This window comes from Armatimonadia bacterium (assembly GCA_039679385.1).
Taxonomy (GTDB): domain Bacteria; phylum Armatimonadota; class Zipacnadia; order Zipacnadales; family JABUFB01; genus JAJFTQ01.
The window spans coordinates 77732-102472 of record JBDKVB010000138.1 but is presented as its reverse complement, the minus strand read 5'-3'; the positions used below and the strand labels follow the sequence as shown (position 1 = coordinate 102472).

22 protein-coding genes are annotated in these 24741 nt (G+C 64.6%); 17 read left to right on the top strand and 5 right to left on the bottom strand.

All coding sequences use genetic code 11. The features are described from left to right. Position 1 precedes the first annotated feature (1 nt). On the top strand, positions 2-568 hold the full coding sequence (gene folK, locus ABFE16_15585) for a 2-amino-4-hydroxy-6-hydroxymethyldihydropteridine diphosphokinase (GenBank protein MEN6346723.1): 567 nt from the start codon (positions 2-4) through the stop codon (positions 566-568). After that, on the top strand, positions 534-1103 hold the full coding sequence (gene folE / locus ABFE16_15580) for a GTP cyclohydrolase I FolE (protein ID MEN6346722.1): 570 nt from the start codon (positions 534-536) through the stop codon (positions 1101-1103). The genes folK and folE overlap by 35 nt, the downstream gene beginning before the upstream one ends. 38 nt (positions 1104-1141) lie before the next feature. Here the strand turns inward: folE and ABFE16_15575 are convergent, their stop codons facing one another. Genes ABFE16_15575 through ABFE16_15565 form a run of 3 tightly spaced genes read right to left on the bottom strand, consistent with a single transcriptional unit; the run spans position 1142 to position 4820 of the window. After that, a complete protein-coding gene (locus ABFE16_15575; protein MEN6346721.1) occupies positions 1142-2374 on the bottom strand; it encodes a hypothetical protein in 1233 nt (410 codons plus the stop codon). A gap of 14 nt (positions 2375-2388) precedes the next feature. After that, complete coding sequence (locus ABFE16_15570; protein ID MEN6346720.1) at positions 2389-3228, bottom strand: thymidylate synthase; 840 nt, start codon at positions 3226-3228, stop codon at positions 2389-2391. 56 nt (positions 3229-3284) lie between these two features. Further along, complete coding sequence (locus tag ABFE16_15565; GenBank protein ID MEN6346719.1) at positions 3285-4820, bottom strand: hypothetical protein; 1536 nt, start codon at positions 4818-4820, stop codon at positions 3285-3287. 218 nt (positions 4821-5038) lie between these two features. Between ABFE16_15565 and ABFE16_15560 the strand changes: the two genes are divergently transcribed. The 5 genes from ABFE16_15560 to ABFE16_15540 all read left to right on the top strand — a co-directional run bounded on the left by ABFE16_15560 (position 5039) and on the right by ABFE16_15540 (position 12007). Continuing rightward, entirely contained in the window at positions 5039-6178 is a 1140-nt protein-coding gene (locus ABFE16_15560; GenBank protein MEN6346718.1) for an aldose epimerase family protein, read from the top strand. Between the two features lie 125 nt (positions 6179-6303). After that, positions 6304-8793: a beta-L-arabinofuranosidase domain-containing protein gene (locus ABFE16_15555; GenBank protein MEN6346717.1), complete on the top strand. Its 2490-nt coding sequence runs from the start codon at positions 6304-6306 to the stop codon at positions 8791-8793. Between the two features lie 27 nt (positions 8794-8820). After that, a complete protein-coding gene (locus tag ABFE16_15550; GenBank protein MEN6346716.1) occupies positions 8821-9924 on the top strand; it encodes a zinc-binding dehydrogenase in 1104 nt (367 codons plus the stop codon). 98 nt (positions 9925-10022) lie between these two features. Next, positions 10023-11075, top strand: coding sequence for a Gfo/Idh/MocA family oxidoreductase (locus ABFE16_15545; GenBank protein MEN6346715.1), 1053 nt, complete (start codon positions 10023-10025; stop codon positions 11073-11075). Between the two features lie 149 nt (positions 11076-11224). Beyond that, positions 11225-12007, top strand: coding sequence for a hypothetical protein (locus ABFE16_15540; GenBank protein MEN6346714.1), 783 nt, complete (start codon positions 11225-11227; stop codon positions 12005-12007). A gap of 84 nt (positions 12008-12091) precedes the next feature. On the opposite strand, the gene ABFE16_15535 is transcribed toward ABFE16_15540, so the two are convergent. Continuing rightward, the gene (locus tag ABFE16_15535) at positions 12092-12793 is read right to left on the bottom strand and encodes a ubiquinone/menaquinone biosynthesis methyltransferase (GenBank protein MEN6346713.1); all 702 of its coding nucleotides are present in this window, start codon (positions 12791-12793) and stop codon (positions 12092-12094) included. Positions 12794-13030: 237 nt separating this feature from the next. Here ABFE16_15535 and ABFE16_15530 point away from each other — a divergent pair, with 237 nt between their 5' ends. Then, on the top strand, positions 13031-13798 hold the full coding sequence (locus ABFE16_15530; protein ID MEN6346712.1) for a protein-L-isoaspartate(D-aspartate) O-methyltransferase: 768 nt from the start codon (positions 13031-13033) through the stop codon (positions 13796-13798). 48 nt (positions 13799-13846) lie between these two features. Beyond that, entirely contained in the window at positions 13847-14545 is a 699-nt protein-coding gene (locus ABFE16_15525) for a hypothetical protein (protein MEN6346711.1), read from the top strand. A 3-nt stretch (positions 14546-14548) separates the two neighbouring features. Here ABFE16_15525 and ABFE16_15520 read toward each other — a convergent pair whose 3' ends face one another. Next, a complete protein-coding gene (locus ABFE16_15520) occupies positions 14549-15361 on the bottom strand; it encodes a hypothetical protein (protein ID MEN6346710.1) in 813 nt (270 codons plus the stop codon). A gap of 186 nt (positions 15362-15547) precedes the next feature. Between ABFE16_15520 and ABFE16_15515 the strand changes: the two genes are divergently transcribed. The 8 genes from ABFE16_15515 (at position 15548) to ABFE16_15480 (ending at position 24734) form a co-directional block, all read left to right on the top strand. After that, positions 15548-16384: a transketolase gene (locus tag ABFE16_15515; protein MEN6346709.1), complete on the top strand. Its 837-nt coding sequence runs from the start codon at positions 15548-15550 to the stop codon at positions 16382-16384. After that, entirely contained in the window at positions 16381-17367 is a 987-nt protein-coding gene (locus ABFE16_15510; protein MEN6346708.1) for a transketolase family protein, read from the top strand. The genes ABFE16_15515 and ABFE16_15510 overlap by 4 nt, the downstream gene beginning before the upstream one ends. A gap of 342 nt (positions 17368-17709) precedes the next feature. Further along, positions 17710-18831 carry an ABC transporter ATP-binding protein gene (locus ABFE16_15505; GenBank protein ID MEN6346707.1) on the top strand — a complete coding sequence of 374 codons (1122 nt, stop codon included), beginning with the start codon at positions 17710-17712 and terminating at the stop codon, positions 18829-18831. A 151-nt stretch (positions 18832-18982) separates the two neighbouring features. Then, the gene (locus tag ABFE16_15500) at positions 18983-19831 is read left to right on the top strand and encodes a PHP domain-containing protein (protein MEN6346706.1); all 849 of its coding nucleotides are present in this window, start codon (positions 18983-18985) and stop codon (positions 19829-19831) included. 37 nt (positions 19832-19868) lie between these two features. Next, positions 19869-20552 (top strand): SGNH/GDSL hydrolase family protein, encoded by a 684-nt coding sequence (locus ABFE16_15495; GenBank protein ID MEN6346705.1) that lies wholly within the window; start codon positions 19869-19871, stop codon positions 20550-20552. Positions 20553-21042: 490 nt separating this feature from the next. Next, positions 21043-22302, top strand: coding sequence for a 2,3-bisphosphoglycerate-independent phosphoglycerate mutase (locus ABFE16_15490; GenBank protein ID MEN6346704.1), 1260 nt, complete (start codon positions 21043-21045; stop codon positions 22300-22302). A gap of 59 nt (positions 22303-22361) precedes the next feature. Further along, positions 22362-22955 carry a hypothetical protein gene (locus ABFE16_15485; protein MEN6346703.1) on the top strand — a complete coding sequence of 198 codons (594 nt, stop codon included), beginning with the start codon at positions 22362-22364 and terminating at the stop codon, positions 22953-22955. An 84-nt stretch (positions 22956-23039) separates the two neighbouring features. Next, a complete protein-coding gene (locus ABFE16_15480; protein MEN6346702.1) occupies positions 23040-24734 on the top strand; it encodes a DUF4127 family protein in 1695 nt (564 codons plus the stop codon). Positions 24735-24741 lie beyond the last annotated feature (7 nt).

Sequence of the window (24741 nt, the reverse complement as noted above, 5' to 3'; positions counted from 1 at the left end):
AGTGGGGTCGAATCTCGACCCGGCGTGCAAGGTCGGTGCGGCGCTCCGGCTACTGAGCGAGCAGGTGCGTCTGGTCGCTGTCTCCACCTTCTGCCAGACCGCAGCGCTGGGCCGACCCGAGCAACCCGACTTCTACAACGGGGTGGTCGAGATAGACACGCCTCTCTCCCCGGACCAGCTCAAGACGCAAGTCCTGCGCCCGATTGAGCATGCCCTGGGCAGACGCCGCACAACCGACCGCTATGCTGCGCGAACCATCGATCTGGACGTGGTGGTCTACGTGGAGACCCTCGGTGAGGAGGCCCGGGTGCAGGTCCTCGACCCCGACCTGCGCAGCCGCCCCTTCCTCGCCGTGCCACTTCACGAACTCGCTCCAGACCTCGTGCTGCCACCCGATGAGCAGCCCCTGGCCTGGATCGCCGCGAGCTTCACGCACCAGGGCATGACACCGCTGACGGACTTCACGCAGGAGCTGCGCAGGAGACTGTTGCCCTGCTGCGACGAACACAAGCAGACCTTTGGGAGGGTCCAGGATGGACCATGCGAAAGTGGAACGACTAGTCCGTGAGTTGCTGGTGGAACTGGGGGAAGACCCAGACCGCGAGGGACTGCTCAAGACCCCTTCGCGTGTCGCGCGGTCGATGGAGTTCCTGACCTCCGGCTACCGCAAGGACATCGACGAGATCATCAACAACGCCATCTTCACGCAGGAGACCAACAACATGGTCATCGTGCGTGACATCGAGCTCTACAGCCTCTGCGAGCACCACATGCTGCCCTTCTACGGTCGCTGCCATGTGGGGTACATCCCCCGGGGCAAAGTCTTCGGGGTCAGCAAGATCGCCCGTCTCGTCGATCTCTACGCCAGGCGCCTGCAGATCCAGGAGCGGCTCACCGAGCAGATCGCCCGGTCCCTCATGGAGAAGATTGGCGCAGAGGGCGTCGGCGTGATCATCGAGGCACGCCACCTGTGCATGATGATGCGCGGGGTCGAGAAGCAGAACTCGCTGATGACGACTTCCTCGGTCCTCGGGAGCTTCCACGGATCGGACGCCACGCGCTCCGAGTTCCTCTCCCTCATCGGCCGCGAGCGCCAGGTGTGAGCCTTACCACACCCGGCGCCTGGATGCACAGACTGCCTTCACTCGGAAGCAGCTTCACCAACCGCGCCAGGCGTCTCCGGTCGGGTGCGCAGAGCAGTCAGCCACCCGAAGCCGAACACCAGCAGGTTCGCGGCGAGGCCCAGCCACATCGTCACACCAGCGTCATGCAGCCGAGCCAGATAGACAATGCCCGGAGTGCTCTCCCCGGGAACACGAACCCGGTAGTGCAGGTTGAGCGTCGCGCTGCAGGCCAGCAGAATCGCCCAGGGGAGGACCCGCGCATCAAGCGCAGCCCAGGCAACGATGGGGACGGTTGCGTAGTACGCATACCGCTCGTGGATCTCCGTCGGGAACAGGAAGAAGGCGAGCTGGGCCAGCGTCACCGCCGCCATGAGATGGCGCGAGGTAGGATGGCGCCAGATCAGCCCAAGCGTGGGCAGGTACGCGACCGCCAGCATCATCATGCCCCAGGTGAAGTAGCTCAGCCCGAGCTCCGGCAGCAGGCTGGACTTCCACATGCCCACAGCGGCCCACAGGTTGAAGGCGTTCAGCGACGTGGTCTTGAACACGCCGGCTGGACGCAGAACCACCTGAAGCAGCAGGAGCGGCGACTGGTGCACGTTGAAGGGCAGCATCACCAGCGCCGTCACCGCCAGCGCGCCAAGTGCTGCCAGGGCAAAGGCCCGCAGACCATAGCGGCGCGCAATCGCAATCACCAGCACGGGCAGGCTGATCACGTACAGGGGTTTCACCAGCAGCGAGAGGGCAAAGCAACAGAGAGACACCACAGGCCGGCCGCGGTGGAAGGCCACCAGGGCCGCCATCACCCCTAGCGCACACAGGACATCCACCTGTCCCCAGAGGCCCGAGCAGAACACCCACGCCGGGTTGAAGGCCAGAAAGACCGCCCACAGCAGACGCGCACGCCCAGTCAGTCCCGGACCGAGCAGCCCGAACCACACCAGGTAGATGATGCCGACGTCCGCCGCGATCTGCGGCAGCTTGAGGAGCAGACGCGACGTGAGGGTGCAGGGGCTTATGTCCAGCCCGGCCGCCTGTGCCATCTTGCCCGTCACCCAGGCCACATACAGGTGAACCGGAGGGTAGTTGCACCCCGAGTGCGCGTAGAACTCCGCTGCGCCATACCGCAGCAGTTCGTTCTGCCACGTCCCGATCGCGTTCTCATCGCCCCGATGGCTCACGTGGGGAGCCAACGCCAGCCGGAGAAGGATCCCCAGGGCGATTACCAGGTGCGGGAGGAGACGACGCATGGCCGGCCCACCTTTCAGAGACGGCCTTCTGCCTCCAGAGACGCGCGGATCTTCTCCCGAGCCTCGTCGATCAGGATCTGGATGTCCTCCGTCCGGTAGGTCCGCTGCTCCCAGGTGCGGGCTTCCACGCTCTTGAGGAACCCCTCGAACTCCGAGAAGTACGAGCCGTAGATGTGGAAGGAGTCAACCACGTGGTTGTACTGGCCAACGCCGATCTTGCGCCCCAGGTTCTCACTGATGCGCTCTGCCACCGCACGCTGCAGGTCGGTGAAGGCGTACATGTTCATGAAGGCGGCCTTGTAGGCGTCATTGCTTCGCATATGGGCCGCCAGAACCAGCTTGCCCTCGCCGGTCTCGGGGTCATCGAACACCCGGAACCACAGCCGCTGCAGGCAGGCCGGATCGTCGATCCCGGCATCTTCCCAGGCCTTCCAGATCACTGCCTGCGCCCGGCGTGAGTAGGGCGCCTCGGACAGTGTATCGATCACGTACTGGATCTGGTCGATCGGCTTCTCAATCCCCGGAACCTTGTACGCGGCGAAGCGCTCGTGATACGTGTACTGCCACTTGCCCGCGGCCGGATCGACCCAGTGATCGTGGATCCCGTCCAGAACCTCCTGGCGGTACACCTCCAGGTCATCGAACCCGCCGGGCATGGCCCGGTGAATCCGCGGCTCCGCGAAAGGGTCCTCGACGGCAAGCAGCAAGCTGGCGTCGCGACTAAGTGGGTCACCGGGCTTGTCATACTGGGTCGGGATCCTTGCCCCTCGTTCCCAGGTGGCCAGAACAGCCTTCTCCCAGCCTTCGGCCAGGGTCTTTGCTTCAATGTGCAGTGTTGGAAGCTGATAGGGCATCTACGAACTCTCCTCCGGTCTGACGTGTCGCTCGTCGATGACATACTGTGTCGGGCTCAGGCGCCGGGGCGTCGTGAGGGCAGGTTCGGGGGCAAGGGACGTCGCTGCTGACTGCGCGTCGCCAGCTTGTCCCACTCTGCGGCCTCCTCCTCACTGCGATCAGGAACTTCCTCCTCGCGGTCAGTGGCCTCGTAGTCAGGCACTCTGGCCGCCAGGGCACAGGCCATCCAGAAGTAGATTCCTCCCGGGGCCAGGTACAGCGCCGAACCGCTCATGTTCTGTACAGCCAGGTTCACCGCCCCGGCCATCAATCCACTGGCAAGCCACCGGTCTCGCCCCGTCCCCAGCTTCCAGCCGACGAACCCGGACTTCATCGCCCTCCACAAGAGCCAGATCAGCAGCGAAACGCCCGGCAGTCCCATCTCCTTCATGGCACGGCCAAGCTCGTTCTCGATGAAGGCGGAGGCATCCTCCGACACGTACAGTGGCTGTTCGAGGATCGCCGCACTGCGCCCGACACCCGTGCCGCTGGCGATGCCGGTGCCCAGGGGGAATCGAGACAGCAGGTCACCGGCTTTGTATAGTGGCCCGATCGCCCGCGAGATCACCGTCTGCATACCCAGCAATTGCCGCGTGTAACGTTGCGATACTGCCAGTCCGGCCTGTCTCTCCGATAGCCCCATCCCGATGGCAACCAGCACCGCCATCCCCACGAACAGCCGCACCTGGCGCGTCATCGCAACGAAAACGATCAGCCCTACCACGCCACCGATCAGCGGCGACCGGCTCCCTGTGGCCGCCAGGGCCGTCAGGCAGATCGGTGCAGCCGCCAGCAGCGAGATCTGCTGCATCGAGAACGCCCGTGAGGCCAGGGCTACGCCGGCGCAGACCGTGGCGGCGAAGCTCATGGCCGCACCCGCAGTTCCCGGATGCACATAGGTCCCCGGCGCGCGGATCAGTGAACCCCGCCTGAAGTGGTCGTAGAACCCGAAGTTGGGCGACACGGCGCTGAGGTGATCAAAGCCAATCTGGTGCTGGATGACTCCGTACACGCCTGTCCCCGCGCTGATGACTGCGATGAACAGCAGCATCCGCTCGAACTGGCGGCGTGTCCGAATCGTGTCGTAGGTGATGAAGTAGATCGGGATCCAGATGACCCAGGAGCGTAGACCCGCAAGGGCCAGCATCCAGCTCATGGTCTCCGTGTTGAACATCTGCCCGACGCAGTAGGCTGTGAACAGGAAGGCCGGTAGCGCCACCGACGAACTCAGTGATTGGCGTGGCTGGTTGTTCACACCCTCCCAGACCCAGCGCATCATGGCCAGACCCAGGTACGCGTCCTTGAGCACCATGCTCGCCATGCCCGGACTCATGCCCTTGATGAGCCCGTCGAAGCACGCGATCGTGATGATGGTGTAGAGCGCCGCTTCCGTCGAGGCAAGGGCCGCAATCGTCCCCAGCGCTGCGACCGAGCCCGCAACCGCATAGGTCCACTTGTTCGTAGCCAGCATCACGGCCACACCGACCGCGATCGCCAGGCACACCGCGATGGCTCCGAACAGGAACTTGCTCTGCGCTTCGTCTCGTCTCATCCGCGGCTCCCGGCACGTGGTATGGCCTGCGCCATTATAGGGGTCAGGTTGGCGAAAAGCAACGATTCGCGGCCCCTCCCGGGCCGGCTAACACCATCTTGCCTCTTCGCAGGGCCGCCACCTTTCCCAAGATCCTGGAAGGACCCTTTCAGGGGCTTGGGGAAACTGTCGGCCACTGACTTCCGAAAAGCCTTGTGCCATCGAAAGGATGAACTGCCATGCGTTGTCCGGTAACGGTCGCCCTGGTGCTGGCTATCGGCGTGCTCCTCGTTGCATCGGCCTACTCCGCCCCGGAGGTATCCGGTATGACCAAGTCCAGCCTGCAGATGATGCCCTTCGGCCAGACACCGGAAGGGACACCGGTGGACCTCTATGTCCTCACCAACGCCAACGGCTGCGTCGCGAAGCTGATCACCTACGGCGCGCTGCTCACCGAGTTGTGGGTTCCCGATCGCAACAGCAAGCTCGGCGACGTCGTCCTCGGCTTTGACAGCCTCGCGGGTTACCTCGGCGAGCATCCCTACTTTGGGTCAACCGTGGGCCGTGTCGGCAACCGCATCGCCAAGGGTCGCTTCACCCTCGACGGCAAGACCTACACCCTCGCCACCAACGACGGGCCCAATGCCCTCCACGGTGGGCGCAAGGGCTTCAACAGAGTCGTCTGGAAGGCAGCGCCGGCCATGACTGCCGAGGGTCCCAGTGTGCGCTTCACCTACCTGAGCAAGGATGGCGAAGAGGGCTACCCCGGCAACCTCAAGTCCACGGTTGTCTACACCCTCACCAACAAGGACGCCCTCAAGATCGAGTACTGGGCGACCACCGACAAGGCCACGCCGATCAACCTGACCAACCACTCCTACTTCAACCTCGCCGGGGCTGAGACCGGCGGCATCCTGCGGCACCGGCTGGAGCTCAACGCCGACTACTACACCCCGGTAGACTCAACTCTCATCCCCACCGGCGAGATCACTTCGGTCACCGGGACACCCCTCGACTTCACCAAGCCTCACCGCATCGGCGAGCGGATCGCGCAGATGGGCGGCAAGCCCGTCGGCTATGACCACAACCTGGTCCTCCGTGGCACCGGGCTGAAGCTGGCGGCACACGTCGATGAGCTCACCTCCGGCCGTATGATGGACATGTACACCACCGAGCCCGGTGTGCAGTTCTACACCGGCAACTTCCTGGATGGCTCGATCAAGGGCAAGGGGGGCGTGACCTACAACCAGTATCACGGCTTCTGCCTTGAGGCCCAGCACTACCCGGACTCCATCAACCAGCCGAGCTTCCCCTCCACCGTTCTGCGGCCGGGGCAAGTCTACCGCCAGACCACCGTCTACAGGTTCCAGGCCCACTAGCACACCCGACAACAACCGTGCCGCGACGCGAGTTCTCCTTGCGTCGCGGCACTTCCTTTCAGCGCTCTCTTGCCCGCGCGTCAGGGCTCACTTCGACCAGCAACGTCGCCCCTCAGGAGCTTCCCATGACCAGCTCGTCTCCCGTCAGTTGTCTCGCACTGGTGGCGCTGCTCAGTGCCGTGCTCTGTTGCCCATCCCTTAGTCACGCCCAGCAGGGAGCCACAGCCATGACCACCCTTGTGCCTGTCCCACCGACCAACCGCGCCAACTCCTTCTACGTATCGAACCGGGCGCCGCTCGTGAGAAACCCACTGATCAAGCTTCCCCTCGGCAGCATCACCCCTGAGGGTTGGCTGCATCATATGCTGGTGCTCGAAGCTGAGGGGATGACCGGGCACCTGGACGAGCTGTCCCAGTTTCTTCCCTTCGAGGTCAGCGCCTGGGCCAACCCGACCGGAGACGGCCGCAGTGGCTGGGAGGAGCTCCCCTACTGGCTCAAGGGCTACGGCGACCTCGGGTATGTCCTCAAGGACGAGACCCTGATCCGCAACGCCCGCCGCTGGATCGAGGCAGTCCTGGCCAGTGCTCGCGACGATGGCTGGTTTGGGCCCCGTGGCCTGCTCACCTCACTCAAGGGCAAGCCCGACCTGTGGCCGCACATGGTCATGCTCAACGCCCTTCAGTCCTACTACGAGGCGACCGGAGACAAGCGCGTCCTGACGCTCATGGCAGACTACTTCCGCTGGGAGCTCAACCAGCCCGAAGAAGACTTCCTCGCCGGCTTCTGGGGACCGGTCCGCGCCGGTGACAACATGGAGAGCGTCCAGTGGCTCTACAACCGCACAGGCGAGGAGTGGCTGCTGCACCTGGTGGACAAGATCCAGCGGCGCTGCGCCAAGTGGACCGACGGCATCGCCAGTTGGCACGGCGTCAACCTCAGCCAGGCCTTCCGACAGCCCGCCCACTACTACGTCCAGACCGGCAACCCCATGTTCCTCCAACTCGTCGAGCGCAACTGTGATGAGGTCTGGGGCCAGTACGGTCAGGTCCCGGGTGGCGGCTTCGGCGCGGATGAGAACTGCCGTCCCGGCTACACAGGCCCACGTCAGGGCTACGAGACCTGCTCCACCGTCGAGTTCATGCACAGCGCCCAGCTCCTCACAGCCATCACCGGCGACCCGCTCTGGGCCGACCGCTGCGAGGAGATGTGCTTCAACACCTTCCCGCCCTCACAAACGCCCGACCTGAGGTCGCTGCACTATCTGGTCGCACCCAACCAGGTGCAGCTTGACCACGAGAACAAGGCGCCGCTGATCCAGAACCAGGGCAACATGTTCGCCTACGACCCCTACGCCTTCCGCTGCTGCCAGCATAACGTCGCCATGGGCTGGCCCTACTACGCCGAGCACCTGTGGATGGCTACCCAGGACAACGGTCTGGCGGCAATCCTCTACGCCGCCTGTCAGGTTGAGGCGCAGGTCGGCGATGGCACGAAGGTCCGCATCACCCAGGAAACGGACTACCCCTTCGGCGAGACCGTCACCTTCACAATCCATACACCGCAGCAGGTCTCCTTCCCGCTCTACCTGCGCATCCCGCGTTGGTGCAGTGCCGCCGGCGTCTCGGTGAACGGTCAGGCAGTCCAGGTCACCGCCAAGCCTCTCAGCTACCTGTGCCTGCAGCGCACCTGGCAGGAGGGCGATCGCGTCGAGTTGCGTCTGCCGATGCAGATCCAGGTCCGTACCTGGCAAGCCAACAACCGCTCGGTATCCGTCGACCGGGGCCCTCTCACCTACTCCCTCAAGATCGGCGAACGCTGGCAGCGCTTCGGCGGCACCGACAAGTGGCCGGCGATGGAAGTCTACCCGACCACGCCCTGGAACTACGGCCTGGTCCTTGATGCCCAGAACCCGGCGCAGTCCTTCGAGGTCCACAAGTCCTCAGGACCCGTGCCCGGTCAGCCCTTCACCGTCGATGCCGCTCCGATCCAGCTCACCGTGAAGGCCCGGCGCCTCCCGCAGTGGCAGATGGAGCGCACCATGGTCGGCCAGCTCCAGGACAGCCCGGCGAAGTCCACCGAGCCCCTCGAGACGGTTACGCTGATCCCGATGGGCTGCGCTCGACTGCGTATCAGCGCCTTCCCGACGATCGGCGACGGTCCCGATGCCGTGACCTGGAAGGAGCCGGCGAAGCCGGAGTTCACCGCCACTGCCTCCCACTGCTGGGGCGGCGACTCGGTCGCAGCGGTCTGCGACGGTGTCCTCCCCAGGCGCTCCAGCGATCAGGGCCTTCCGCGCCTCACCTGGTGGGACCATCGCGCCACTACCGAGTGGGTGCAACTCGACTTCCTCAAAGCGCGCAAGATCGGCTCCGTCGAGGTCTACTGGTTCGACGACACCGGCGCCGGTCAGTGCCGTGTGCCGCAGTCCTGGACGGCCCTCTACCGCGTGGGCGACCGTTGGGAGCCCGTCAAGCCTCTCTCGGAAGCCGGGGTCAAGCTCGACCAGTTCAACTCCCTGCGCTTCACACCCGTCGAGACCACCGCGATCCGTCTCGAGGTCAAGCTGCAGGACAAGTTCTCCGGCGGCATCCTCGAGATGCGCGTGGGTGACTGAACCAGCCGGCAGAAGGAGACGTGTGCTGTGAGTGTCAAAGCCGCTGTGATCGTCGCGCCCAACCAGCCCGTGCAGGTGCAGGAGTTCCCGGAGCCCATCCTGGAGCCCGGTGGAGCCGTCCTGCGCACCCTCTACTCGGAGGTCTGCGGCACCGACGTCCACTTGCTCCACGGCCAACTGCCCGGCACGCCCTACCCGCTGGTCCCCGGCCACATCAACGTCGGCACGATCGAGCAGACCAACGGGACCGTAACCGACGCCTTCGGTAGCCCGCTTGCCCTGGGCGATCTGGTTACCTTCCTCGACGTCCACGAGACCTGCAACAACTGCTGGTTCTGTCTCGTAGCGAAGGCAACCACCCGCTGCCCCCATCGCAAGGTCTACGGGATCACCTACGGCGCGCAGGAGGGACTCCTCGGCGGCTGGAGCGAGCTCATATGCCTCAAGCCCGGCGTCAAGATCCTCAAGGTGCCCGAGGCGCTGCCTCCAGAGCTGGTGATCGCCGGTGGCTGTGCTCTCCCGACTGCCTTCCATGCCGTCGAGCGCGGTCAGATCGGCCTCGGCGACCACATCGTCATCCAGGGCTCCGGTCCGGTCGGGCTCATGGCCTGCGCTCTGGCACGCCTCTCAGGAGCCCAGCAGGTGATCGTGATCGGGGCTCCCTCCTTGCGACTGGAGGTCGCCCGCAAGCTCGGTGCCGATGTGGTCCTCGACCTCGACCAGACCACGCCGCAGGAGCGGCTTGCCCGCATCCACGACCTCACCGACGGCCGCGGAGCCGACGTCACCCTGGAGGCCACCGGCAATCCGCAGGCGATCCCCGAGGGTATGCGACTCACTCGCGATGCAGGCCGCTACGTGGTCGCCGGCCAGTACACCGATGCCGGCGACGTGTCCTTCAATCCGCACCATGACCTGAACCGCAAGCACCTCGATGTCCGCTCCACCTGGGGGATCGACTTCTCCCACATGTACAAGGCCCTTCATGCTCTCGCGAGATTCCGCAGCGTCTTTCCCTGGGCCTCGGTCATCAGCCGCTACTACGAGCTCAACCAGGCCAACGAAGCCCTGGCCGACGTCGCTGCGGGACGCGTAGTCAAAGCCGTCCTTTGCCCCAACGGTCGTCCTTAGCCACTGCTCGCAAGGCCGGGGAGGTCCGCTGAGACCTTTGCTCGAATAGCCGACCGTTGTGAACCGACACTCATCGTTGCTGTGAGGAGCGACACGCCATGTCCAAGTTCGGGATTGCCGTGCTGGGGTATGCCCACGGCCATGTAGGCTCATACTCAAGCGGCATCAAGACCTTTGACGACTGTGAACTCGTGGCCTGCTGGGACCACAGCGAGTCACGCGGCACCAACCGCGCCGCCAACTTCGGGATCGACTACTCGCCCATCATCGAAGACGTCCTTGGCCGCGACGATGTCCAGCTCTGCATCATCGGCGCCGAGACCAACCGTCACGCAGAGGTTGTCGAGGCAGCCGCTGCCGCCGGCAAGGACATCATCCTGCAAAAGCCCATGGCCCTCTCTATGGCCGACTGCGACCGCATCATCGAGGCCGTTGACCGCGCCGGCGTCTGGTTCTCCATGGCCTTCCAGATGCGCTACGATCCGGTCAATGTCCAGATGAAGAAGCTCGTGTCTGAGGGCGCCGTCGGCAGAGTCGGCATCGTCCGCCGTCGTCACTGCCTCAGCATGCTGCTGAACCCGGACACCTTCCAGGGCGATACCGCCTGGCACATCGACCCGGTGCAGAACCTGGGTATGTGGATGGACGACGCCAGCCACGCCTCCGACTGGCTCTACTGGATGTTGGGCTCTCCGGTGAGCGTCATGGCTGAGATCGACAACATCCTCACTCATCGCGCCGCCGATGACAGCGGTGAGGCCATCTACCGCTTCGCGAACGGCGAGATGGGCCTCCTCATGAACAGCTCCGTCATCCTGGCCGCCGAGAGCACCTCCGAGATCTACGGTGACAAGGGCGTCATCCTCGAGAACTACGGCGACGGACCCAGCACCGGGACCCCTCCACCTCCGGGCGCCACGATGCTCAAGATGTTCCAGTCCGAGAAGCGCGACCAGGGCTGGCAGATCCTTCCGGCCGAGATCCCCGCTTCTCACGGCTGGCGGATCGCCAATGTCACCCGCAATATCCTCGACGAGTACAAGGCCGGCAAGGTCCAGGTCAGCGCTCGCGACGCCAAGATCAGCACCGGGATGATCCTCGGCGCCTACGAGAGCGCCCGGACCGGAACGCGCGTAAGCCTGCCTCTCTAGTGCCCTCTGCCGACACCGGGGAGCCCGAGGCTTCTCGGTGTCGGTCTCGCCTGTCCTCCGTGTTGACCTCGGCGGGCGCAGGCAGTAAAGTAACCACGTTACCGAATACTACGTCGAGCCCTCGCCGGCCTGACGCCCTGGAGACTGCAATGTCACTCCCTACCGTGCCCTTCGGCAGCCATGCCATCGGCCGCCTGACCCTCGGCGGCAACCCCTTCAGCGGCTTCTCACATCAGAACCCGCAGCGCGACCGTGAGATGCTGGACTACTACACCGTCGACCGCATCAAGCAGACACTACGCGAGTGCGAGGACGCCGGCATCAACACCTGCTGCCTCCGCGTCGACGCCCACATCTGGCGGATGCTGCGCGAGTACCGAAACGAGGGCGGCAAGCTCCAGTGGTTTGCCCAGATGGGCGGCGAATCGCCGACTCACGAGGCCAACATCAATCAGGCTGCTGCAAACGGTGCCATCGCCTACTACATCCACGGCGGCGTGATCGACGCCCTCTATGAGGCAGGCAACCTGGACCGCGTCCGCCAGTTGGTCGACCTGATCCACGCCAAGGGCATGCTCGCCGGATTGGCCGGCCACATCCCCGAGGCACACCGGTGGGTCTACGACGCCGGGGTACCGGCGGACTTCCACGTGGTCTGCTTCTACAACTGCGGGAGCGTGCATGCCGGCAAGGGAGAGCGCTTCGATCCCGCCGACACACCTCGTGCCGTCGAGGTCATCCAGCACATCCAGAAGCCCTGCATCGCCTACAAGGTCATGGGCGCCGGACGCCGACCCTGGCGCGAGGCCCTGGAGTATGCTTACGCGAGCATCAAGCCGTCGGATATCGTGAACCTGGGGATGTACACCGGGGACAACCCCACCATGGTGCAGGACAACGTGGAGCTGGTCTGCAGCCTCCTGGGCGCTTGACGCCCGTAGAGGACTAGACACGCCCTAGGCAACCACCGAGCCGCCGCGGAGACACTCTTCCCGGCGGCTTCTCCTTTTGGTGCCTCAGCTTCCCGCCTTGGTCGCTACGTGGATTGCCGCCGCACCGAGAAACAGCCGACGATATGACACCTCGGCAAAGCCCGACTCACGCAGCACCTGCGCCAGCCCGTCCGCGTCATGAAACCGCGGGATGCTCCGGGCCAGGTAGGCGTACCCCGGCCGGAACCCCGACAGCAGCCACGCCATCAGCGGCACGACGGCCGCCACGTACAGCCGAAAACCCCACCAAACCAGCCGGTTGGGCGGCTGGCTGGTCTCGAGGTTGATGAACCGCCCGCCGGGCTTGAGTACCCGGTGGAACTCCGCGAAGCACCCCTGCAGCCCCTCGGCGCTGGAGGCCAGATTCCGCGTCGCAAGGGTCACCGTCACCAGGTCGAACCTCCCGTCGGCAAAGGGCAGGTTCCCGGCTTCCGCACCGACGAAGCTGATCCCCGTCGTTTCCGGCTTCTGTTTCGCCACCGCCATCATCTGCGCCGAGAAATCGGCTCCGACGACCAACTCCGGCTCCGGGGCTATCCCCTTCAGCAGCACGGCCGTCTCTGCGGTGCCGGTGCAGACATCCAGCCGTCGGCTGCTCGGTATGGAGGCAGCTATCCTGGCCGTAGCCCTGCGCCAGAGGATGTCCAGCCCAAGGGTCATGGCATGGTTCATGCGCTCATAGCCTGGCGCAATCTCGTCAAAGGTCTGGTGGAGAAATCGGCTCATATCGAGGTAGATACCCTTCGAGTTCTGCAGGCGACACGCCGCGCTGACCTCGGCGTACCTTCCCGATGCGACTGGCCGTATGGAACCTCGGCTTGCGGCCGGAGGTCAGAACCACCGTTGCCTGGGGACCTTGCCGCCCTCGGCGGAGGCGAACTCACCCTTCCAGGTGTAACAGGGCCCGCCTCCGGGGTAGTATAGTAACGGACTGTGCCGAGACGCAAGTGAGGGGCTGGTGACATGCAGGGCCTGCGGCCTGTGCTTGGACCGGTCGGTCGGCCTCTGCTGGCGGTGGCAGTACTAGGTGTCGCTGCCGCCCTCTTCTCCTGCGTCCGTGCTCAGGATGCCGGTCCCTACATACCCCCGTCTCCAGACGAACTCCAGTCAGCTCGCGAACGCCTCGTGGAGCAGTTGTGCGCCCGGGGCTTCCTGCACACTCCCGCCGTCACCAAGGCCCTGCGAGACACCCAGCGTCATCTCTTCGTCCCGCCCGAGCTGTGGTCGGTGGCCTATGAGGACCGAGCGCTGCCCATCGGCTACGAACAGACGATCTCCGCCCCTCACATGGTTGCCCTGATGACCGAGTTGATCGAGCCGACACCGGAGAAGACGATCCTGGAGATCGGCACAGGATCGGGCTATCAGGCAGCCGTGCTCTCTCGCCTCTGCAAGAAGGTCTTCACCATCGAGATTCTCGAGCCGCTCGCGACACAGGCGGACCGGCGACTGAAAGAGTTGGGGTACAAGAACGTGACGGTCCGCTGTGGCGACGGCTACCAGGGCTGGGCCGAGAACGCGCCCTTCGACGGCATCATGGTTACCTGCGCGCCAGAGGATGTACCCACTCCACTGGTGGAGCAACTACGCGACGGAGGAATCCTGGTCATCCCGGTAGGTGAGCCCTACCAGCAGCAGTTGTATGTCCTGCGCAAGAGCAACGGTCTAGTCAGCCGCACCGCCATCATCCCTGTTCTTTTCGTACCCATGACGGGAGAGATGCACAACTGACCAAGGGCGCACGCACGGTGACCGCGTGAGCCCTTGGGGAGGTGGAAAATGATGCGCACTTCGTACGCGGTAGTGTTGCTTTGCGTGTTCTGTGCAATCTTGGCGTTACTCGGCGGCTGTTCCCGTGGCACCTACAATGAGTCGGCGCTGATGCTGCGAGCCCGTATGCGCATGGTGGACCGGCTCGAGCACAGTGGTCGCATCACCGACCCGCGGGTCCTTGAGGCCATGCGAGAGGTTCCGCGCCAGGCCTTCCTCCCGGCGGACGCGGGGATCGACCCCTACGCGGAGAGCGCTGCCACCGACAACGGCTACTGCTCGCCGCTGATGGTCGGACTGGCCATGCAGGAAAGCCAGATCTTCCCCAAGCACAGGGTGCTGATGATCAACCCGCCGGACGCCTATCCGGCTGCCGTCGCAGCACGTTTGTGCCAGCGGGTCTGCGTACTGTGCAACTCCAAGATGCAGGTCGCGACGATGATACAGCAGTTGGGCGAAACCGGCGCGAGGAACGTGGAGGTGCACTGGGGGAACACCACCCAGGGCTGGAGCGAGGCCGGGCCGTACCATGCGATCATCGTCCGCTGCGACTCGCGTGAGGTCCCCGAGGGCCTCTGCGATCAGATGGACCGGCGCGGACTGATGCTGCAGTTCCAGGGCCCCAATGCCCGGACACTGCAGGCCCTGCGTGTCCGCAACGGCGAGTTTATCGGTACCACCATCGTCCAGGTGGGCACCGCCATGTAGTCCCTACGCAAGACCCAACTCGGAGGCGACCTCCTCAGGGTCTGCGTCCTCCTTGACCACGCGAGCCAGGGCTCGCAGCAGGAGGTCCGGGTACTCGGCCTGCATCACGGGACGGCCCAGAACGACGCCGCGGGCTCCACTGCTTGCAGCCTTCTGAGCGAAACTGAGCACATCGAGCGGCGTAGTCAGACGCTCCGCAACCTGTGTGATCACCGGCACCGGCGTGGCCTCGACCACTTCCTGGAAGGCCTCGCCGGTGTAGTACGTCTTGATGGCGTCGGCTCCGAGCTCCGCTAACAGGCGGCAACCGACCAGAACCCGCTGGTGCAGGTCCTCCGGGTTCAGACGCCCCGCATTCGGCGGGCAGTACTCACCCACAAGCGGAAGGCCGCACTCCTGCTTGAGCCGCGCGAAGCGAGCGAACTGGTCCACTCCGGCCGTGTCCCGCTCCTCGTCACTGCCACCCAGAGCCAGCGACGCCAGACACAGATCGCCTCCCATCGCCAGGGCGTCCGCGGGCGTCACCACCTGGGCGACCCGTGCTCGCTGGTACCCCCACTGCTCGCAAAGAGCTGTGTTCCAGTCCAGCCGGATCATGGCCAGCGGAGCTCCGCGATGGTCGAACAGGCTCCCGCAGTGTCCCATCATCCCGGGCGACAGCAGCACCGCATCGGCAGTGGTCAGTGGCCCCACGGCCGACGGCAGGTCCACCATTCCCTGGATCGGACCGAGAAACTCCCCGTGATCCACGGCGACGATGATCGCCCGCTTCCCCTCGGTGAACAGCCGGTTGAGTCTGAGCCAATGCCCGGTCATCGGTCTACTCCTCGCGCGCAAAACTAGGAACGCTCCTCGTTGTACCCCAAACACACCTTCTGCCGCAAGGCCCCAGACCCTTGCACACACCTCTGACCTCTAGAAGGTGCCGTACAGACTTCTGGGGAATAGTGAATCGTTCGCCGCAAAGCGAGCACGTTTTCGTTGCGGGAAGGAGGACCCACCATGGACCCCAAGACCGTACCGGGACTGCGCAAGATCGCAAACCACGTGCGGCGGCACGTACTCGAGATGATCCACGCCGCCAAGTCCGGCCATCCAGGAGGTAGTCTCTCAGCCGTCGACTTCACTGTGGCGCTCTACTACAACTACCTCAACTTCAGAGTCGACGACCCCTGCTGGGAGGGCAGGGACCGAATCTACTGGTCCAAGGGGCATGTCGCGCCACTGATCTACACCATCATGTCCGAGGTCGGCTACTTCGACAACTCCGTCCTCTGCACGCTGCGCCAGTTGGGAAGCCCGCTCCAGGGCCACCCGAGCGCCGACAAGTGCCGTGGGCTGGAGGTCTCCTCGGGCTCCCTGGGCCAGGGCCTGTCCGTCGCAGTCGGTACGGCTCTCGGCTTGCGCATGGATGAAAGCCCCGCTCGCGTCTACTGCATCATGGGCGACGGCGAACAGGACGAAGGCCAGATCTGGGAAGCCTACATGGCCGGAGGCCACTTCAAGCTCGACAACCTCTGCGCCGTCGTCGACTACAACCAACTCCAGATCGACGGCCGCATTCAGGACGTAATGAACATCGACCCGCTCCCGGCCAAGCTCCGGGCCTTCAACTGGCACGTGATCGAGATCGACGGTCACGACCTGCAGCAGTGCCTCGACGCCTACGAGGAGGCCAGGCAGTTCAAGGGCCTGCCGTCGGTCATCGTTGCCCACACCATCAAGGGCAAGGGCGTCTCCTTCATGGAGGACGCTGCGGAGTGGCACGGCAAGTGCCCCAATGACCAGGAGCTGGAGACGGCCCTTCATGAGCTCCAGGAGGAGGCGGCAACCCTATGAGCAAGATCGCATCCCACCTGGTGTACGAGTATGGCAAAGAGCTCGCCCAGAAGCCCACTCGTGACGGCTACGGCGAAGCCCTCTGCGAGCTTGGCGAGACGAACCCGCAGGTCGTCGTCATGGACGCCGACCTGGCCAAGTCAACTCGCACGGAATGGTTCTGGAAGAAGTACCCCGATCGCTTCTTCGACGCCGGAATCGCCGAGCAAAACATGCTATGCATGTGCGCCGGGCTTTCCCGCGCCGGGAAGATCCCCTTCGCCTCAACCTACGGTGTCTTCGTCGCCGGTCGAGCCTGGGATCAGATCCGCACCACCGTCTGCTACTCCTGCCTTAACGTCAAAATCGGCGGCGCCCATGCCGGAATCTCCGTCGGTCCGGACGGCGCCACCCACCAGGCGCTTGAGGACATCGCCCTGATGCGAGTCCTGCCGTACATGACGGTCATCTCGCCTTGTGACTTCGAGCAGACCAAGAAGGCCGTCCATTGCGCCGCCGACACCTACGGTCCCATCTACATGCGCTTCGGTCGCGAGCCGACGCCCATCATCAGCTCAGCAGAAACGCCCTTCGAGCTCGGCAAGGGCCAGGTCTTCCGCGAGGGCACCGACGCCACCATCATCGCCACCGGACCCATGGTCAAGTCCTCGCTCGACGCCGCTGAGGAGCTGGCCGCAGAGCAGGGACTGCAGGTGCGGGTCATCAACCTCCACACCCTCAAGCCCATCGATGCCGACCTCATCGAGCAGGCGGCGAGGGAGACCGGCTGCATCGTCACTGCCGAGGAGCATCAAGTCATGGCCGGCTTCGGCAGTGCGGTAGCTGAGGTCGTCGTCCAGCGCTGCCCGGTTCCCATGCGATTCATCGGCATCCAGGACCGCTGGGGCGAGTCCGGTGAGCCCGATCAGCTCATGGATGTCTTTGGCCTCCTGCCCCGTGACATCAAGGCAGGCGTCCTCGAGGTGATCAAAGCCAAGAAGTGACGGGGCACGCTGCTCCCGAGAGTGCTCTCGCGCCGGCTCCGGCGTCTTGGTGCGGCAGATGGTCAGTCTCCTGTGGCCGGGCACCAGCCCCAGCGAGGCGTAGCTTGCTGCCTGCGTTTCTTGGAGGCTTGCTTTGCAGGCTTCTCGGAGCCTGCGTTGACTCGCCACCCTTCTCCAAACTATAATCCGCGATGGGCTTGTGCCCACGCTACATGACTGGCTTGCGCTTGCAGACCTGCGGCGTGATCTCGGAATCGGGTGCACTACCGGCAAGCGCCGGCGCCTCTTCGGCTCCGCGAACCGCCACCCTCAACCCGCAACCCCCTGGGAGGCAGACGCTCGATGGCTGGCGTCACACTCAAGAACCTGACCAAACGCTTCGGCGAAGTGGTCGCTGTCAGCAATGTGAATCTGGAGATCAAAGACCAGGAGTTCCTGGTTCTCGTCGGCCCCTCGGGCTGCGGGAAGACGACCTGCCTCCGCATGGTCGCCGGACTTGAGGAAGCTACCGACGGCGAGATCTACATCGGCGACCGCTTGGTCAACAACGTCTCGCCCAAAGACCGTGACATCGCCATGGTCTTCCAGAACTACGCCTTGTACCCGCACATGACCGTCTTCGAGAACATGGCCTTCGGGCTCAAGCTCCGCAAGGTCGCCCGTGAGGACATCAAGCGTCGCGTCGACGATGCCGCCCAGATGCTCGGCATCGGCGCCCTGCTCAACCGTCGCCCCAAAGAACTCTCCGGCGGTCAGCGTCAGCGTGTGGCTGTCGGTCGTGCCATCGTCCGCGAGCCCGCAGTCTTCCTCATGGACGAGCCCCTCTCGAACCTTGACGCTAAGCTTCGTGTCCAGACCCGGTCTGAGCTGACCAAGCTTCACCGTCGTCTGGGCATCACCACCATCTACGTCACCCATGACCAGGTTGAGGCCATGACCATGGGCGATCGCATCGTCGTCATGCTCGACGGTGTGATACAGCAGGTCGACACCCCGCTCGACCTGTTCAACCATCCCGTCAACCGCTTCGTCGCAGGCTTCATCGGTACGCCTCCGATGAACTTCGTCGATGCCGAACTCGTTGCCCGTAACGGGACGATGCTCGTCGATGCCGGCTCCTTCCAGGTCGAGCTCCCGACGGATCGTGCTGCGGCCTACCAGGAACATGCCGGCAAGCCGGTCGTCTTCGGTGTCCGCCCCACCGACATCTACGACAAGGCTATCTCGCCGGTCGTCGAGTCCACGCCCGGCAACACCATCACCGTCGAAGTCGACGTCATCGAGCCCATGGGCGCAGAGTCCATCCTCTACGTTTCCTGCGGCGAGGACAACCTGGTGGCAAGTGTCGATAGCTCGACCGAAGCTGTCGAGCGCCAGAACCTCGAAGTCGTCATCGACATGAGCAGGGCCCACATCTTCGACAAGGCCACCGAGAGCTCGCTCGGTGAGGAGACCATCAGGTAGCCCTGCCCATACAAGCTGCTGACCGGAAGTGACCAGGGCGCGGGCAATCCCCGCGCCCCTTGTGTGAATGCCGGGGTGTGTCCCGTCTGCTGTCGAAGCGTCTCCTCCGTGCTTCTGCCCGTGACAACCCCTTCAGGAAGTGTTCGTATTCATGTCGGTCGATCTGCATATCCACTCCACGGGCTCCGATGGTACGCTCACACCTACGCAGGTGGTGGCCCGAGCCTTTGAGCGGGGAATGACCGCGATTGCCATCGCCGACCACGATAGCGTCTCCGGTACCGCCGAAGGCGTGAAGGCCGGCGCTAAGCACCACCTTGACGTCTTCCCTGCCCTGGAGATCAGCAGTGAGCACGACGGCCGCGAACTGCACCTCCTCGGCTACCTGATCGACCCGGAGCATCCCGAGTTGCTCGAGGTGCTGGCCCGCGTGCGTGAGTCCCGTTGGCAACGCGGCGAGGAAATGGTCCACAAGCTCCAGGCTCTCGGCATCCCCCTGGACTTCGAGGCCGTCAAGAGTCTCGCCAACGGGGAGAGCTTCGGCCGTCCGCATATCGCCACCGCCCTGGTTGAGTGCGGCGCCGTCAGCCGCCCCCAGGAGGCCTTCGACCGGTACCTGCGTCGTGGGCGGCCTGCCTACGTGGAGCGCTACCGTCACCCGGCCGAGGAGTCCGTGCAGCTCGTGCGACGTGCAGGAGGCCTCCCCGTCATCGCTCATCCGGGTCTGCTCAACCACGACAGCGCCATCGGCGACCTGCTACGAGTGGGCCTCGGCGGGCTTGAGGCAATCCACACGGACCACACTTCGCGCCAGATCGGCTACTACACTCAGATGGCTCAGCGCCTCGGACTCATCGTTACGGGCGGCTCTGATTCCCATGGACCCAAGGGCCCCAAGCCCGTAGACATCGGCCAGGTCGAGGTGCCTGACTCCTGCGCCGAGGCCCTTCGCCAGTGGGGCCGAGAGCACGGTCGATGGCCCCTCGCAGCCACCTCCTAGCCACTTCTACTTCAGCGTCATCCTGGGGGAGTGCGTCATGAAGACTATTGTCTGCTTCGGAGATTCCGTCACCCTGGGCATCCCCCATGTGGCTGCCGACGACACCTTCCCGCGCCTCCTGGAGCGCCGTCTCAATCAGCGTCCTTCCCAGGAGGAGCGCGTCCTCTGCATCAACTCAGGCGTCGGCGGCGAGAACACGGTCGAGGGTCTGGCTCGCCTGCGCCGGGCGGTTCTGGACCACGAGCCGCATCTCGTGGTGGTCGAGTTTGGCCTCAACGACCTCCGCTACGAGCCCGAAAAGACCGTGTCTCCCGAGGACTTCGCTGCGAGCCTGGGCACGATCCACGATCGCATCACCCAGACCGGCGCCACCGTCGTATTCACGACCCCCAACCCAATCATCAACGCCTTTCACGGGTATTCCCAGAACACCGACTACTACGACCGCTGGGGCGGCTGCAACGGCGCAGTCGTCGAGTATGCCGCTGTCGTTCGCGACACGGCAGCCCAGTTGGGCGCCCACCTGTGCGACGTTTACCGAGTCTTTGAGGACCAGGCCCTGGCTCTCGAGTTCTCCGGCGCCTGCGCCTCCTATCAGGACCTCCGGTGCCTGGCCCCCTACATCAAGCGCGAGGACGGCGTCCATCCGACGGCTCCCGGCCATCAGCTCATCGCCGGCGCGCTCTATGGTCTGATCGTGCGTGAGGACCTGCTGGCCTGAGTCCCGAGGGCTCCCTGCAACCAGGGCTCGCCGTCCAGCATCGACTCGGTGCCCATCGGTGCTTCCGGAGCGCGGTGCCGTTGCCGTCCGCCTTTTGCCGTCCGCCTTTTGCCGTCCGCCCTTTGCCGTTCTCCCCTCGCCACTGCGTGGAGAGGGGACGGGGGTGAGGTGCCGTTCGCCGTTGCCTCTTCCCCTCGCCACTGTGCGTAGGCGATGCCGAAGGCAGGGATGAGGTGCCGCGAGAGAGGCCGGAGGGTGAGGTGCCGACCCGCTTCCTTGACTCCTCTCCCCCGCTCCATTAGAATCGCGGCTGTGCGCCCTCGCACGCTCCCCAGTTCCCAGCCACCCATCACAGCACAGTTGCTTGGCTCGGCGAGGCCACCACAAGCACTCCGCATTCCACACTCACGGCGTCTCCTCGAGGCCCGTGGTTCCTGTGACTTCCCCCGGGGTTCTGGCTTTCCGGGCCACAGCTTGAAAGGAGTTCGGCATGTCCGCGAACTGCAAGGCAATCATCTTCCTCGGTGACGGAATGGGCGGTCGCCCTCTGGTCTCTCTCGGCGGACGCACAACCATCGAAGCTGCTGACACTCCCGCTCTTGACGCTATGGCCGCCGGTGGCGAGTCCGGCATCCTGCATCCCGCGGGCATCGGCAAGCCCGTCGGCAGCGACACCGCCCACATGGCCATCCTCGGCTACGACCCCTTCAAGTTCTACCGGGGTCGCGGGCCCTTCGAGGCCAAGGGCGTCGGCATCGACGTACGTCCCGGCGACCTGGCCTTCCGCTGCAACTTCTCCACCGTGGATGGTACCGGTCTCGTAATCGACCGCCGCGCGGGACGCATCAAGAGCGGCACCGATCAGCTCGCGAAGGCCGTCAATGACGGCCTCAAGGACGGCATCGACGGCGTGCAGGTCATCTTCAAGGAGTCCGTCGAGCACCGTGCTGCGCTTGTCCTGCGCGGCGAGAACCTCGACCACCGCATCGGTGAGGTCGACCCGCACAGAGAGGGCATCCAGTACTTCGCTTGCGAGCCCCTGCCCGAGGCCAAGGACGACCCGAAGGCCCAGCGGAGCGCGAAGGTCGTCAATGAGTTCGTGGCCCGTGCTTACGAGATCCTCGACAAGCACCCGGTGAACGCTCAGCGCAAGGCCGAAGGCCTGCTCCCGGCTAATGCCGCCCTTCCCCGGGGCGTTGGAACCGCCGTCGATCTGGAACCCTTCGAGCACAAGTACGAACTCAAGGGTGCAATGATCGTTGAGGTCGACCTGGTCCGTGGACTCGGCATGTACCTGAACATGGACGTGATCCATGTGGAGGGCGCGACGGGTGGCGCCGATACTGATGAGATCGCCATCGCCAAAGCTGTCGTAGCGGCCTGGGAGGACCACGACTTCATCCTGTGCAACATCAAGTCCCCGGACCTCGGCGGGCACGACTCCAGCATCGACGCCAAGCTCAAGGCCATCGGAAAGGTCGACCGGGCCGTCGGCTACCTGCTCGAGCATCTCGACTGGAGCCGCACGGTCATGATGATCGGCGCCGACCACTGCACTCCCATCACCGTCGGCGATCACAGCGGCGACGGTATCCCGGTCTCCTTCTATGGCCACGGAGTACGGCCCGACGACGTCCTGGCCTATGGCGAGCGGCCCTGTGCGAAGGGGTCGATCGGTCACCTTCACGGCGACGACGTGATGTCGCTGCTGACCAACTACAGTGGCACGCAGCATAAGTTCGGCGCCTAGGTCGGTGTCTACCTACAGGACCAGACTCTACCGGGATGTCCGGCCTGACAGGTGTGCCCGTGCGCTACGAATCAGCCCTGCAAATCCTTGGCTCTCTCAAGCGCAGTTACGGGACCTCCGTGACGATTCTGGGCCTGTCGCACAGCATTGACCTGTCCTACCAGCCAACCCACAAACACCTGCGGACTCTCGATGAGCACGGTGTCGTGGAGTTGACGAAATCGGGACGTGAGGTACACTGCCGGTTGCGGCCCACGAAGGCCTGTGCAATCTGGCTGGCACTGCATTCCCTGCAGGAGCACCATCGACTCCTCCAGGCGGAGGGTGTAACGGGAGCCCTGGCGACGAGCCTGTCCCAGACTCTCTCGCGGTGCGACTGTAGCGGGCTCCAGGCCTTGGCTCTATTGGAGCCTGAGTCGCCTGAGTCGGCGCCATCCATCGTGCTCATGGCCTGTGATGAGCAAGGCGAGGAATTGCAGCGACGTTTCGCTGCGCGAGGCCATGCGGTGGACCAGCGCATCGAGGTGCAGGCCTACACCGCCGACGAGGCTGCAACCCTTTCTGCAGCGCAACGGCGGGAATGGGTGGTTCGTGGCTGTGCTCTCTACGGCGAACAGCGCTTCTGGCAGTTGGCGCTCCAGCCCACAGGGTGAGGCGAGTCCTTCCGGGCCACCTCACACAAGACACACCGACGCACAATACTATCAGCGTGCAATCACAGACGGGGGCCCTCTACCGTGACCCTCAGACATCGACCACATCGCGTGCTGTTTGTGCCGCTCGACGATCGGCCCTGCAATGCCAAGGCGCCGCGTCTGCTGGCACAGCTTGTAGACTACGAACTCGTGTCGCCACCTGCAGAGACGCTGGGCCGGTTCCGTGAGCCCGGGCATGCCGATCAGATCTGCGAGTGGCTGCGCAACCACGTCGACACGAGCCTCGACTGCGTCATCCTGAGCCTCGACATGGTCTCCTACGGTGGCCTGTGGGCGTCTCGTACCTCCGCCACCCGGACCCAACTGGCTCAGGAGCGGCTCAACGTCCTCGCTCAGGTCCGCAGCGCCTGCCCGAACGCCACCATCTACGCCTTCGGCACGGTGCCGCGCCTCGGTACAGTCACAAGCTCCGACGAGGCCGCGCTCTACCTGAGCCACCTCGTCCGCTATTCCGTCCTGGCCGGGCGTGTGGCCGAGAAGGAGCAAGCGGACGAACGCAGCCGTCTCTCAGCCATCGAGCGCCACATCCCGCCCTCCGTCCTCGGCGAGTACTTGGCCGTCCGCGGCCGCAACCAGGAGATCAATCTCCGGGCAATCCGTGAAGTGTCCGAGGGCAATCTCGACTTCCTCGTTCTGGGGCAGGACACAGCAGCCCCGGAGGGCCTGCACCGTCAGGAGCAGGCCGCGTTGCGCGAAGAGGCCGTCAAGCAGGGCGTCAGTGACCGGGTGATGCTCGTCCCCGGCGCCGACGAACTGGGTGTATGCCTGCTGGCCCGCTTCGTCCATGAGCACATGAACAAAGTCCCGACGGTGCGGGTGATGAGCACCGCCGACGCCGACGACGTTCAAGTGGCTCCCGGCGAGGACCGTCCCTTCACTCAGTCCCTTGCTGCCCACATCCGACTCGTGGGTGCCCAGGTTGCCGACAGCGCCGACAAGAAGCCGGACATGGTCCTGGCCGTCAACTCACCCACACCCTATGGACCGTCCGAGCTTCGCGACCCGGCCGTGGCCAGACTCCACCGCGAGCGCGCCCGGGCCTTCGTCTCAAGAGCCGTGGAAGCGGCCGCCGGTCGTGGCCTGGCAGTCTGTGACGCGGCCTTCACGAACGGCGCTGATGACCTCTTCGTCCAGGAGCTGCTCTCGGCCACCGGCCAGGTTCCGCAGCTTCTGGCCTACGCCGGCTGCAACACCGCCAGCAACAGCGCGGGGGCCGCCCTGGCCCATAGCTCCCTGCGACTGATCTCCCTGCAGGACAAGGGCGCCTTTGATCTGGCGCATGTGGTGGGCGACCTCTCAACCCTCCGTTACCTATCCCTGCTCGACGCACTCATCTCCTGCGAGCGCGCCCATATCCGTCTGCTCATGACCCGCTTCGCCGAGGACTGGCTGTATCAGGCTCGCCTTCGCCCGCGTCTCGCCGAGCACGTCTGTTCCGGCCTGCGCGATGGCGTCTTCGACCTCGCCCACAGCTACCACCAGGCCGAGGAGATCATGCGCGACGGGCTCACCAGCGCCGTCTCCGACCTCTGGATCGACCAGTTCCTGGGACGTCCCTGTGTCTCGGTCGGCTCGGATGTGGCCGACGACGTCAAGAGCACCGTCGTCCTGGCCGAGCTCGAAGAGACTCGTCTTTCACTGCCCTGGCGGCGTCTGTTCGAGATCGACGTCGACCTCGAGTTCGGCGTCCAGTTGGTCGCTCCCGGCAACGCCTGATCCTGGC

What these genes read in the sequence shown, in the direction of transcription:
- ABFE16_15515 (MEN6346709.1), top strand. Translation starts at nt 15,548, where the DNA reads ATGGACCCCAAGACCGTACCGGGACTGCGCAAGATCGCAAACCACGTG.
- ABFE16_15575 (MEN6346721.1), bottom strand. Translation starts at nt 2,374, where the DNA reads ATGCGTCGTCTCCTCCCGCACCTGGTAATCGCCCTGGGGATCCTTCTC.
- ABFE16_15490 (MEN6346704.1), top strand. Translation starts at nt 21,043, where the DNA reads ATGTCCGCGAACTGCAAGGCAATCATCTTCCTCGGTGACGGAATGGGC.
- ABFE16_15505 (MEN6346707.1), top strand. Translation starts at nt 17,710, where the DNA reads ATGGCTGGCGTCACACTCAAGAACCTGACCAAACGCTTCGGCGAAGTG.
- ABFE16_15525 (MEN6346711.1), top strand. Translation starts at nt 13,847, where the DNA reads ATGATGCGCACTTCGTACGCGGTAGTGTTGCTTTGCGTGTTCTGTGCA.
- ABFE16_15510 (MEN6346708.1), top strand. Translation starts at nt 16,381, where the DNA reads ATGAGCAAGATCGCATCCCACCTGGTGTACGAGTATGGCAAAGAGCTC.
- ABFE16_15560 (MEN6346718.1), top strand. Translation starts at nt 5,039, where the DNA reads ATGCGTTGTCCGGTAACGGTCGCCCTGGTGCTGGCTATCGGCGTGCTC.
- ABFE16_15565 (MEN6346719.1), bottom strand. Translation starts at nt 4,820, where the DNA reads ATGAGACGAGACGAAGCGCAGAGCAAGTTCCTGTTCGGAGCCATCGCG.
- ABFE16_15500 (MEN6346706.1), top strand. Translation starts at nt 18,983, where the DNA reads ATGTCGGTCGATCTGCATATCCACTCCACGGGCTCCGATGGTACGCTC.
- ABFE16_15495 (MEN6346705.1), top strand. Translation starts at nt 19,869, where the DNA reads ATGAAGACTATTGTCTGCTTCGGAGATTCCGTCACCCTGGGCATCCCC.
- folE (MEN6346722.1), top strand. Translation starts at nt 534, where the DNA reads ATGGACCATGCGAAAGTGGAACGACTAGTCCGTGAGTTGCTGGTGGAA.
- ABFE16_15555 (MEN6346717.1), top strand. Translation starts at nt 6,304, where the DNA reads ATGACCAGCTCGTCTCCCGTCAGTTGTCTCGCACTGGTGGCGCTGCTC.
- ABFE16_15545 (MEN6346715.1), top strand. Translation starts at nt 10,023, where the DNA reads ATGTCCAAGTTCGGGATTGCCGTGCTGGGGTATGCCCACGGCCATGTA.
- ABFE16_15540 (MEN6346714.1), top strand. Translation starts at nt 11,225, where the DNA reads ATGTCACTCCCTACCGTGCCCTTCGGCAGCCATGCCATCGGCCGCCTG.
- ABFE16_15570 (MEN6346720.1), bottom strand. Translation starts at nt 3,228, where the DNA reads ATGCCCTATCAGCTTCCAACACTGCACATTGAAGCAAAGACCCTGGCC.
- ABFE16_15530 (MEN6346712.1), top strand. Translation starts at nt 13,031, where the DNA reads ATGCAGGGCCTGCGGCCTGTGCTTGGACCGGTCGGTCGGCCTCTGCTG.
- ABFE16_15520 (MEN6346710.1), bottom strand. Translation starts at nt 15,361, where the DNA reads ATGACCGGGCATTGGCTCAGACTCAACCGGCTGTTCACCGAGGGGAAG.
- ABFE16_15535 (MEN6346713.1), bottom strand. Translation starts at nt 12,793, where the DNA reads ATGAGCCGATTTCTCCACCAGACCTTTGACGAGATTGCGCCAGGCTAT.